This window comes from uncultured Pluralibacter sp., from assembly GCF_913775985.1.
Lineage (GTDB): Bacteria > Pseudomonadota > Gammaproteobacteria > Enterobacterales > Enterobacteriaceae > Pluralibacter.
Window position 1 is genome coordinate 1 of record NZ_CAJYMB010000001.1, and the last position, 13,137, is coordinate 13,137.

Consider the following 13,137-nt stretch of genomic DNA (forward strand, 5'->3'; position numbering starts at 1 on the left):
TCGACGGCGCGTTTGACGACGTGGGCGCTATCCAGGGCAACATTGCCAGCGGCGGCGTGACCGACGACCCGACCCCGACCCTGAGCGGCAGGGCGGAAGCGGGCAGCACGGTTACCGTTTACGACAGCGGCAGGGCCATCGGCAGCGTGAAAGCGGACGCGGACGGCAGGTGGAGCTTCACCCCGACCAGCAACCTGGCGGAGGGCGATCACCGCTTCACGGTCACCGCGACCGACGCGGCGGGCAACGTCAGCGAGAAGTCTGGTGACTACACCCTGACCACCGACTTCACGCCGCCGGCGGCGGACAAGCTGGCCATTACCGGCTTCGAGGACAACGCGGGTGAGATCACCGGTAACGTAGCTAACGGTGGAGAAACTGACGACCACACGCCGGTTATCAGCGGCACCGGGACGGCGGGCGATACCATCACCGTCTACACCACGGTCAACGGCACTAAGATCCTGCTGGGAACGGCAGTCGTTAATGCCGAGGGCAAATGGTCACTGGCGATAGATGAAGCGCACAAGCTGTCCGACGGAACGCATAACCTGACCGCTATGGAGTCGGATGCTGCGGGCAACATCGTTGGGCCAAGCGGTGCGTACACCGTGACGGTCTTTGGTGTAGGGCCGACTGCACCAAGTATCAATACCGTTATTGATGATGCGGGGTCTATTACTGGATCGCTGCAAAAAAATGCGATTACCGATGACAACACACCAACGCTGAACGGTAAGGCAGGTGTCGGCGTAGAGGTACGCATTTACGACAACGGCGCCTACATTGGTAGCACGACGGCAGACAGCAACGGCAGCTGGTCATTTACGCCTTCCGCAGCTCTGAAGGATGGCAGCCATGCGTTCACTGCTCAGGCGGTTGATAGTGTAGGACAGGCCAGCGATAAGAGCGGTGAATGGCCAATCGTCATTGATACACAGGCGCCGAATCCGGTTGGCGATCTGGTTATCACCGACGATGTAGGCCAGAAAACTGGGCCGATTAAAAACGGTGAGACAACCGATGACAGCACTCCGACCTTCAGCGGCAGCGCGGAGCCGGGTGGTACGGTCACTATCTACGACGGCGAGCGCAAGATTGGTTCTGTCGAGGTGGGTAGCGATGGCAAGTGGAGCTGGACGCCTGACTCTGACTCCAGGCTGTCAAATGGTGACCACAGTCTCTCCGTCAGCGTAACCGACAAAGCCGGCAACGAAAGCGCCCGCACCCCGGCGGTTAACGTGACGGTCGACCCGGGCGAGCGGCCGGTATCTATCGATAATCTGATCGATGATGTCGGCAGCATTCGGGGCAAAATCAGCAACGGTGGTATTACTGACGACATCAGTCCGGAGATCGTCGGCAGCGCGAAACCCGGCAGTGAAATTGCTATTTACGACGGCAATATCCTGCTTGCCAGAACGACTGCGGATGCCAATGGCAACTGGCGCTTTAAAGCAGAGTCTGATTTGGCCGATGGGAACCACACGATCAAGGCGAAAGCTGTCGATCCGGCGGGTAACCCGAGCGAAACGACCTTTGACGTCACTATTGACTCGCGCGCACCTGTTGCGCCGGTGATTGACGGCGTGCAGGACGACGTTGGCGCAGTGCAGGTCAATGTTGTCAACGGCGGCGTAACTGACGATCCGACCCCAACCCTCAGCGGTACGGCGGAAGCGGGCAGCACCGTTACGATCTACGATGGTGGCAAAGTCATTGGCAGCGTCAAAGCCGATGCCGACGGTAAATGGAGCTATACCCCGACCAGCAACCTGGCGGAAGGCGAGCACCGCTTTACCGTGACGGCAACGGATGCTGCAGGCAACACCAGCGACGCGTCGGGCGAATATGTGATCGCGACCGACTATACGCCGCCTTCACTGGAGAATCTGGCGATAACCGGCTTTGAAGATAACTTCGGTGAAATTAAGGGTAACGTGAATAGCGGTGGGGAAACTGATGACGGCACGCCTGTTATTAGCGGTACCGGGACGGCGGGCGATACCATCACCGTCTATACCACCATTAATGGCACTAAGATCCTGCTGGGTACGGCGGTTGTTAATGCCGAGGGCAAATGGTCACTGGCGATAGATGAGGCGCACAAGCTTTCAAATGGCACGCATAATCTGACGGCGATGGAGACCGATCCGGCCGGTAACACGGTCGGGCCGAGCGGAATTTATACTGTGACCGTATTCGGTGATATTCCAACAGCGCCGAGCATCAACACCATCATCGACGATGTTGGTGCGGTAACGCAGTTGCAGAAAGATGCCATCACCGACGACAGCACGCCGACGCTGAAAGGTTCGGCAGGTAAAGGGTTAGAGGTGCGCATCTACGATAACGGCACCTACATTGGCAGCACGACCGCAGACAACAACGGCAACTGGACCTTCACGCCGTCGGAGCCTCTGCTGGACGGCAGCCACTCTTTCACTGCCGATGCGGTCGACCGAGTCGGCCAGAAAAGTCCGGAGAGCGGTGACTGGTCGATCGTGATCGACACTGTTGCGCCGGATATCGTTCGCGAGTGGAGCATTACCGATAATGCAGGCAAAGTGACGGGCCTGGTCAAGAACGGCGATACGATTGATGACGATAAACCCGCCATCAAAGGTAAAGCTGAAGCGGGCAGCACCGTGACTGTCTATGACGGCGATAAGGTAATTGGAACGGTAACCGCTGACGCTAGCGGCAACTGGAGCTTTACGCCATCGCTGATCAACGGCAACCACAAGCTGTCCGTGACGGCCAAAGATGCAGCCGGTAACGAGAGCGCCCGCAGCGACGTTATCGACTTTAACGTCGATACCAGCGGTAACCCGCTTTCTATTACCTCAGTCGTGGACGACGCTGGCGCAATCACCGGTAACATCGCCCCGAATGGCGTAACCGACGATGCGAAACCGACCTTCAATGGCCAGGGTAAAGCGGGCAGTACGGTGACCATCTATGACGGCGTTATTAAGCTCGGTAGCGTGATTGTCGGCGCTGACGGTAAGTGGACATTTACGCCTGATACCGCGCTGAGCGACGGCAAGCATGACTTCCGATTCAATGCGACCGACCTGGCCGGTAACGTGAGCGATGACATCGTTTACGGCTTTACGGTGGATACCATTGCGCCTGATGTACCGGTTATCAGCCTTGTTCTGGACGATGTAGGTCCTGTGCAGGGGAACTTGTCTAACCCGGGCGTGACTGACGATCCGACGCCAACCCTTAATGGTACGGCAGAAGCGGGCAGCACCGTCACTATCTATGACGGCGCGAAGGCTATTGGTTCGGTTAAGGCTGATGAGAGCGGCAAATGGACCTACACGCCGACCAGCAACCTGTCCGAGGGCGAGCACCGCTTTACCGTCACCGCGACAGATGCGGCTGGCAACGTCAGCGGTAAATCCGGCGAGTTCGTGGTTACTACTGATTACACGCCACCTTCCGCGGATAACCTGGCGATCACCAGTATTGAAGATAACGTTGGCCTTGTTACCGGCAATGTTGCCAGCGGCGGCACCTCCGATGACCGGATGCCGATTATTCGCGGTACCGGCACGGCGGGCGATACCATTACGGTGTACACCACCTGGAACGGCAGCAAAGTGAAGTTGGGTACGGCGACCGTCGATCAATTCGGTAAATGGGAACTTGCCCTGACCGAGGAGAATCAGCTCAAACTGGGCGCCAACAGCATTAGCGCAGTGGAAAGCGATCTGGCCGGTAATACCACCGCGCCGACGCCGGGCTATGTTGTGACGATTGTCGAAACAGTAATTGATAGGCCGATTATTATCGAAGTTATTGATGATAAAGGTGCCGTAACCGGCCCTGTTGACAACCACGGGGTGACTGATGATACGACGCCGACGCTCAATGGTACGGCGATTGGCAACAGCACCATCATTATCTACAACAACGGTAAAGAGCTTGGCCGTACTGCGGCAGACAGCACCGGACACTGGACGTGGACAGCTGCGCCAGCGCTGGGCGAAGGAAATTACAACTTCACCGCTAAAGCGCTGAGCCCGGCCGGCCAGATCAGTGACGCCAGCGAGACGTGGAACATTACGATTGATACCACGCCGCCGTCGCCTGTTGCCGACCTGACGATCACTGACGATGTTGGCAGCTATCAGGGGCCTCTGCACAACGGAGACTATACCGACGACAACACGCCAACCCTGAGCGGATCGGCAGAAGCGGGCGGTACGGTAACCATCTATGACGGTAACCGTATCCTGGATCTGGTGAAAGTGGATGACAGCGGGAAGTGGAGCTGGACGCCTAAGGCGGCGCTGGATGACGGCAACCATGCATTCGCTGTCACCGTGACCGACGCGGCGGGCAACGTCAGCGCGCTTACGCCGGTAACCAACATTATCATTGATACCGTAGCACCGATGGTGAACGTCGCCATCAACGGTTATTACGATAATGTGGGAACGGATAAGGGTCTGATGACGGGCAGCAATGGCGTCACCGATGACGTCAATCCAATCCTGACGGGTAACTGGGTCGGGGATCTGAGCACCGCCGAGCGCATTCGCATCTACCAGGATGGCGTGCTGCTGGGTGACGCCGTTCTGGATCGCACGAGCCGCACCTGGACCTACGCTGTCAAAGATCTGGAAAATGCGCACCTTTACCATTTCACGGCCACTGCCATTGATGCGGCAGGTAACGAAACGGCGGTTTCGCCGGAGTTCTTGCTGACCGTTGATATTGTTGCGCCAACCCAGACGGTGACCATCGACAGCTACACTGACGCAGTCGGTAGCGAAACGGGCGAGTTCAACTCCGGTACGACAACGGATGACCGTAACCCGGTTCTGAACGGTAAGGTTTCCGGCGTTCCGCTGGATGCAGGCGATGTGGTGCGCATCTACGATGTCACCTCAGGTAAGCTGCTCGGCAGCGCGGAGGTTAACGCCGCCGATAATACCTGGCACTTCAAGCTGCCTGCTCTGGAAGACGATATGTCCTACCAGTACCGGGCGGTTGTGGCGGATGCTGCCGGTAACGAAGGCGCGACTTCCGACAACTTCACCGTAAACGTGAACCTGACGATCAACATCAACAGCCAGAATACGCTGGACACGACGCCGATCATCTCCGGCTCCACGGGCTTTGCGATTCAGGAAGGTGAGTATCTGAAGGTAACCGTTAATGGTAAGACCTATTCGTCGCAGAACGGACAGGTGGTGCTGGATCAGCGTAACAATACCTGGTATGTCCAGGTGCCGGATGCTGATGCACTGACCGCCGGAACCTATGACGTTTCCGTCACGCTTTATGATGCGAAAGGCCTGCGCATTACTCAGGACGATACGCACAACGAGCTGGTGATTGGCAGCGCGCCGAAAATTGACTTTACGGCTACTGGCGCATCGGCGAATGATACAAGTACCGCGATCACCATCGGTGAAAACGGCACCTGGCGTATTCTGAGTAATAACGGTGTGTTTACGCAGAACGGTAAAGATTCAACCTCGTTGGGCAGCTTTGAATCTACCTTTATTAAAGGAAGAGATACTCAACAGCAGTCAACATTCATTGATATGGATCGTGATGGCCTGATGGACATTATGGGGGCAGATGTCGGCTATGCGAACGGGCAACAGTCCTTCAAATATGACGGTAAGACCTATAAGTCTTTCCAGGTTGGCGCTTATGGCCTCACTGACGAGCCTAGAAATCCAAATGGTAACGCCTGGGTGTGGTACGGCGGTGCGGCCGGTATTGACATTGATGGTGATGGGTTTGTGGATATTGTCTACGGTGATGAAACGCCAAACGATGCCAACGCACCCGGAGGGTATAACACGACTTTTGTGCTGAACACCAACGGAACTCCTGAGGGATTCACTAAATCAGGAGCCTACGTTTATACCAGTCAAAGCCAAAATGGAGTGCAACCTACCAATACCGGAAATCCGACGCCGGACCGTGAAATCGCAACAGTCGATTTAAACAACGATGGCTATGTCGATATTGTTTATCACGGTACTGTCGGCACCAATACTACATCCGCAGGTGGGCGTTCCGGTTCTTCTTCTCGTCTCGTTATTGTTGAAAACAATCGCGATGCCAATGGAAATGTAACACTGACCAATACGCAGATCGTTACGGGAATATTTAACGGCGATAATGGTTCAGATAACGTATTTACCACGCTGACCTGGGCTGATTTGAACGGTGACGGCTTTATGGATCTGTTCGTCGGCGGTCTTAGCGAAACCTCAGCAGCGGAGAGCGTTATCTACTACAACGACGGCAAAGGCGGCTTTACCGCGGGCGCCGGCGGCGTAGGTGCGGGGAGCAATGTTCAACGGCTGGGCGATACCGTTAACAGTAACACCTCCCTTGCGGTGGACTGGAACGGCGACGGCAAGATGGACGTTATCGAGATTGCCGGTACGTCAGGCAGCACCTTAATCGGCAATGCGTCTAATATTGGTTTGGTATGGCTTAACGGCGGCACCAATACCGGCACAGGACAGGTGAACTGGACGCAGGAAACCCTCCTGCAGAATGCGAATCTGAACCCAACCAACTTTGTCACCGGCGCGCTGGCGGTCGATCTTGACTACGATGGCGATCAGGATCTGGTCGTGTTCCGCGCTAGCGGCGGTAAAACGGAGTATATCGAAAACACCAACAGCGTGAAGGACGGCACCAGCATCATTCTGCGCGTCCTCGATGCAAAAGGGATAAACGCGTTTTACGGTAATACCGTGCTGCTGATCGATGAAGGTACCGGGCAGGTCGTTTCTTCCCAGATCATCAACCCGCAGGGTGGTGTCAATATGAACAATTCGACGGGGCTGGTGTACTTCTACGGTCTGGATTCCAGCCGTTCATACAGCGCTGTACTGCTGGCTAACGGCAGCGATGTTGGCGGTGTTAACGCGGTCACAATCAACGGTAAGGAAAATATCGTTGAGAACGTGAACAGCACCTGGGGCGGCCTGAAGGCGGTTGAAGCGAATCATGCCTATACCCTGACGGCGGAAAGCGGTTCGCACGCATCGAATGCCGCAACGGCATTTGGCGACGAGACGAACAAGGTGGGTATTCTGGGCACCGGCTACAACGATACCCTCTATGCCACGGCCGGGAAGCATCTCTACAACGGCGGCGGCGGTTCCGTGAAGGTATCCGGCGTCACCCAGTGGAGCGATACTGGCGGTATGGATATTGTCGATTACAAGCTGGCCGGCAATACTGCCCTGACCATTGACATGAACAATCTGGGCTACCAAAACACCGGGTTCGGATCGGCGAAATTTGTCAATATTGAAGGAATTGCAGGCGGAGGCGGTGATGATACCTTCACCGGTAATGCAGGTAATAACTTCTTCGAGGGTCGCGGCGGCAACGATACGTTCAACCTCAACAGCGGCGGTCAGGATACGCTGCTGTACAAGGTACTGGCGAACGTCAATGACGGCGGCAACGGCCGCGATAAAGTGATTGGCTTCACCGTGGGTACCATTGAGGCAACGTCTAATGCAGATATCATCGATATCGGCGAGCTCTTAGTGGGTTATACCCCTGATTCCGACGGCGCGGCGCACTATATCAACGGTGTCGCCACCATTGATGCAGGCGATAAGATTAAGGACTTCCTGTCAGTCACCTACAGTGGCAACGACACCGTTCTTAATATTGACCGCGACGGCCACGGCAGTCAGTACGGTATGACGGCGATTTTGACGCTTAAAGATACGATTGTAGATCTCGAAACGTTACTGGCTAACCACCAGATTACGCTGAGCTAATAAGAAGGGAGGGGGCTCCGGCCTCCTCCCTTTTCTGCATGAATATCGTATTGAATGTTCGTGTCCACTGTTGTCTCAGGCTTATTCATAGTGACGACATTGGGCGTTATACAAGGAGTGTAACATGTTGAATTTACGCAACCCTTCGCCACGGCGTTTTGTTGTTTTGGGTGGCGGTACCGCGGGGTGGTTTGCTGCTATTACGCTACGCCGAATTTTTAGTTCAGAAGTTGAAGTTCAGGTTATTGAGTCATCGGAAATTGGCATTGTCGGCGTTGGTGAGGGCGGGTTACTTAACTTTATCGGCGCGTTGAAACACAACAATATTGATATCGGCGAGTTTATTCGGGAAACAGGCGCGACCTGGAAATGGGGTTTCTCCTATGAAGGCTGGCGTACCGGAAAAGAGGACGATCGCTTCTTTCATTTATTTGCCTCGCAGGATACGTCGGTTTCCCGCTGGCAGGAGCGCAGCACCTGGCCCTATTTATCCGCGCTGGTCAATCAACAGGTTGAACTTGACCGCTATATTTCCGCCAGCGATCTGATCAGGAATAACGCGTCTCAGCCAGAGGCTACCGCGTTGCTCGATACGCAGAGCGCGGGTGTTATTCCCTCATTTCATTTCGATAGCTATAAGCTTGCGACCTATTTAAAAAAGGTCGCGCTTTCGCGCGGAGTTACCCATCTTGATGCCATTGTGGAGGAGATAGTCGCTGATGAGCGCGGCCATGTTCGCGAAGTCCGTACCGCTGGGGAACGCATCGAGCTCGATTTTCTGATTGACGCCTCGGGGCTGTCGCGCAAAGTGATTGGCCGTAAAGAAATGGGCAGCTGCTGGCAGTCATTTAAAGATTATCTGCTGATGGATTCTGCTATTCCATTCTACATGCCGCATCCCCTGAAAAATCCGGGGCTGGTAACGCGCGCGATTACCATGGATGCCGGCTGGATGTGGCAGATCCCGCTGCAGGAGCGCGTCGGTGCCGGATATGTGTTCAGCAGTAAACACCTGTCTGAAAAAGAGGCCGTTGCAGAGGTCGAAAAGCGCCTTGGATTTGGCATTGAGCCCCACAAAACCCTGCGTTTCGATCCCGGGTGCTACGAGGAAGTGTGGAAAGGAAACGTTATGGCACTGGGGCTGTCGAGCGGGTTTGTTGAACCGCTGGAGGCAACTTCAATAGGGCAAATGCTGGAGCAGCTTGTGAGCTTTGAGCGCACTATCGTTAGCTGCCAGGGCGTTATCTCCGATCAGGCGGTTTGCGACTTCAATGAAGCAAACCTGAGAAGCTGGCAGGGGATCAGGGATTTTCTGCGCATGCATTACGATGGCGCGCGATCCGATACGCCGCTTTGGCAGGAAGTTGCAAAAGCGCCTTATCCGGAAAGCTATCGCGCGCTTCGGGAAGCATGGCAGGAGCGTATGCCGCGCATGACCGATGTCGAGCGCGATGCGATTAACGGCTGGCGCGGCATCTTTCATCCTGTGAACTGGACGCTGGTTGCGGCGCCGATGGGTGTGCTTACTCCACATGCCGCGGAAATGGATTTGCGTATCCTGACGCCTGAAAAGCGAGATGAGGCGCTACGCTTCGCCCGGCTTTTAAAGAGAAGAGCGTCGGGGGAGGCTAATTAATGAACCGACCTCTTACTGCGGAAGCGCTACAGCAGCTTTAATAATTTTCTCCCGACATAATTCAAGTGGTGAGGTATCGCCTTAAGATATAGCGGCTGATTATAGCCTGCTGCAAGGCCTTAGCCGCCATATATAACTGAAAGGCATCGCTTGAAATAATTCAGGGATCTTCATGGAATATATAGAGGAATAGCTTTTAAAAATGAATAACTTTGCCAAGTACACACTTATCCTTTGCGGAGCATTTATTTATTCAGCCGGCGTGCAGGCACGGGCTAATGCGCAGGAACTGAACTATGAGCAGTTGGACAATGCAACTCGAACAGCGGCAGAGCCCTATGTATCCAGCCTGGCAATAGTGCCTGAGCAGTCTCAGCTTGTATATTACTATCCAAGGGAGACCAGTGCGGAGCCCTTAAATATCTATATTGATAAGCAGTTCCATACGGCGCTATTACCGGGTGAATTTACGACAGTCTGTATGAAAGCCGGAAGTCATTTTTTGAATGCGGCTATGAATGATGCGCCGCTGTATCGACAAAAGGAAACTGGCGGACTCAATGCGCCCTTTGAAGGAGGAAAAACCTATTTTGTTCGTATCGCGAAATACCAGGAGCTGGTTAGCGAATCAGTTTACAGAGATGAGGCCGAGAAAGAGCTCCAGGATATGCAGCGAAACAACCGTATTATCAACCGGGCTTCTGCGGTAGAAAGCTGCCGCTACAGCGCGAATAGTAATGCTGAATTGGCTAAGTTGAGCGTGATGTTTAAGTTCGCTGGCAGCAGCTATGCTCAAATGGAGAACGACTCTAAAGTGAGGCTGCGGGAGCTTATCAACACCATAAAAAGTGCCAATACAGTCAATGCCATACGTCTCATTGGCCACGCAGATGGTATTGGCAAAGACGGCAGAAACCAGCGGCTCTCTGAAGCCAGGGCTGAAACAGTACGCAGGACATTGATCAACAGCGGTATCGATAGCGCTATTATTACTGTTCAGGGTGACGGCGTTGACCCGGTAGCGATTGGGTGCAGCGCACAGCCTGATGATATGTGTAACAAGCAGAGCAGAAGAGTCGATATCATCATCAACGACAAATAATCGTTTTTTCTACTATAGCTAAGCCATCACTAATCCGCCCGCTCTGACGGGCGGATTTCTTTTATTATGGAAGACTTAAATTTTCGCCGGCAATAATCTTAAGTGAGCCTGAGTATTTTTAAGTATTTTTAGGTTTGCATAAGTGCAGTAATGCCACTTTCGCTATAAAATTTATATCTGGTGCTCAGTTTTGGCTCATCTAAAAATAAGCGTTCTGAGTATAATTAAGTACAAGGTGTAGATAGGATGTATTCATTAGCAGAATAGCTGTGATACTATTTTTTCTCAGGAGTTTTTCTTTATGTGAAAAGGATGTTATGAGCCAAATTCAATCCGCTGCAACGTCATCAGTCCTGGCGTTAGATGACGCTATTGACGCTGACGCCAAGGATTCACTGCTGTCGTCAATTAAGTGGATCGCCCAATTCTACGATAAGAATATCAGTACGGCCGTTTTATATTCCGATTTGCCTAGAGGAAAGTTTCTGACCCCGGATATGGCAGTCAAGATGCTCAAGCAAACCGGGATATCAGCCGGCTGGGTCAAGCGTGATGTGAAATTATTGTCTGATTATCTTTTTCCCGCCATTATCGCGAGAAAAGATGGCTCCTATAACATTCTGCTGGCGCGGGAAAAATCGAAAGGCGGGCAGGTTAATTACCGGATCTTTTTTCCGGAAACCGGGTCTGAGAGAGTGGTCAGTACCAGCGATTTAATGGCTGATTTTTCTGGCTATGCGCTTCTCGCCAGTCGAATGCCGGAAATGAAATCCGGGATTGATAATATTCTTCCGGAAATTAATCAAGAAGGTCACTGGCTTTTCAGTACGCTGTGGCGCTATCGCCGTTTTTTTTATAGCGCAGCGGTTGCGGCTCTACTGGCAAATATCCTCACCCTTGCCAGCACCTTTTTTACAATGAACGTTTATGATCGGGTCGTGCCGAATCAGGCGTACGTAACGCTCTGGTCGCTCGCCATCGGCGTCGCTATCGCAATTATCTTTGAGTTTATTGCTCGCCAGGTCCGGGCCTGGCTCATCGATTCTGCCGGTAAAAAGGCGGACCTTATCCTGGGTTCCCTGCTGTTTCAAAAAATGCTCGCGGTGCGCCTTGAACACAAACCGCAATCGTCGGGCTCTTTTGCTAATCAACTGAGGGAATTCGAGTCCGTGCGCGACTTCATGACCTCGGCAACCCTGGCGACACTTTCGGATATACCTTTCTGCCTGCTCTTTCTGTTCATTATTCACATTATTGGCGGTCCGCTGGCCTGGGTTCCGCTGCTCGCGATTCCCATTATTCTGCTGGTCAGCGTGCTTATTCAGCGTCCGCTTTCCAAATACATGAATGAAAATATGCGGGAGTCCTCGCTAAAGCATGGATTACTGATCGAAAGCATTGAAGGTATTGAGGCCCTTAAAGCCGCCCGCGGCGAAGGCGTGATGCAGAAGCGCTGGGAGGATTTCAGCGCCCTGTCAGCGGCCACCTCAATGAAAACCCGTCACCTCTCCAGCCTGATGATGAGCTTTGCCACCTTTATTCAACAGCTCACTACCGTAGTGATTGTTGTCTGGGGCGTTTATCTCATTCACAGCGGCGATCTGACGATGGGCGCGATGATCGGCGTGGTTATTCTCACCGGACGCTGCCTGTCGCCGCTGGCGGCAATGGTTGGGCTGGCGATACGCTATCAGCAGGCTAAAGCAGCGCTGACTTCGCTTAATAAATTTATGGAAACGCCGACCGATCGCGACGTTAAGCGCAGCTATCTTCCCTCACCGAAATTTGAAGGCCATATCCGCCTGCGTAAAGTGAATTTCGATTATCCGATCCCCGGCATGCCCAATACCATCAAAGCGATCGATAACATTTCGTTCCAGATATCGCCGGGCGAGCATGTCGCCATCATCGGCAATATTGGCAGCGGTAAATCGACCTTACTAAAGCTTATTGCTCGTCTTTATCAGCCGAAAAGTGGGCAGATGGCGATTGATGGCGTCGATGTGGCGCAAATAGACCCCGCCGACTGGCGGACAACCGTGGGGTACGTGGGCCAGGAGTGCCGGCTCTTTTTTGGCTCGCTGCGGGAAAACGTCATGATCGGTAATCCCTCTGCCGCGACCGCCCATTTTCTGCGGGTGGCTAAAATGACGGGTTTAGATGAGATAGCCGCTCGCCATCCGATGGGATTTGATATGCCCGTCGGTGAGATGGGGCAGTTGCTCTCAGGCGGCCAGCGCCAGCTTGTGGCCCTCGCACGATGCCTGCTGCTTGAGCCGAAAATTATCCTTATGGATGAACCTACCAGCTCAATGGATGCTTTGACCGAGGCCAAGTTCATCGCCCAGCTGCAAAAAGCGATTACCACGCAAACGCTCATCATTGTTACTCACCGCTTCTCTTTACTGCAGCTGGTAGAGCGCCTGATGGTGCTTGTGGAAGGCCGTATTACGCATGATGGGGAAAAGAATAGCGTTATCGAAGCGATCAACTCCGCCAATAACGTTAAACCACAATAAAACGACACACCCCAGGGATGAAGGTAAATCACGTGGAAAATAATGCCGATCGTAACGCTAACGAAAAGCAAAGTCCGGCCAGCAGCGAAC

4 protein-coding genes are annotated in these 13,137 nt (G+C 53.5%); all 4 read left to right on the forward strand.

All coding sequences use genetic code 11. The annotated features are described in order from the left end of the window. Positions 1–20: 20 nt before the first annotated feature. The 4 genes from QZ766_RS00005 to QZ766_RS00020 all read left to right on the forward strand — a co-directional run bounded on the left by QZ766_RS00005 (position 21) and on the right by QZ766_RS00020 (position 13,047). Positions 21–7,790 (forward strand): Ig-like domain-containing protein, encoded by a 7,770-nt coding sequence (locus tag QZ766_RS00005; RefSeq protein ID WP_297195982.1) that lies wholly within the window; start codon positions 21–23, stop codon positions 7,788–7,790. A 124-nt stretch (positions 7,791–7,914) separates the two neighbouring features. Next, the gene (locus QZ766_RS00010; protein WP_297195984.1) at positions 7,915–9,426 is read left to right on the forward strand and encodes an FAD-dependent oxidoreductase; all 1,512 of its coding nucleotides are present in this window, start codon (positions 7,915–7,917) and stop codon (positions 9,424–9,426) included. Positions 9,427–9,628: 202 nt separating this feature from the next. Next, positions 9,629–10,528, forward strand: coding sequence for an OmpA family protein (locus QZ766_RS00015; RefSeq protein ID WP_297195986.1), 900 nt, complete (start codon positions 9,629–9,631; stop codon positions 10,526–10,528). Between the two features lie 317 nt (positions 10,529–10,845). Then, positions 10,846–13,047 (forward strand): type I secretion system permease/ATPase, encoded by a 2,202-nt coding sequence (locus tag QZ766_RS00020; RefSeq protein WP_297195988.1) that lies wholly within the window; start codon positions 10,846–10,848, stop codon positions 13,045–13,047. Positions 13,048–13,137 lie beyond the last annotated feature (90 nt).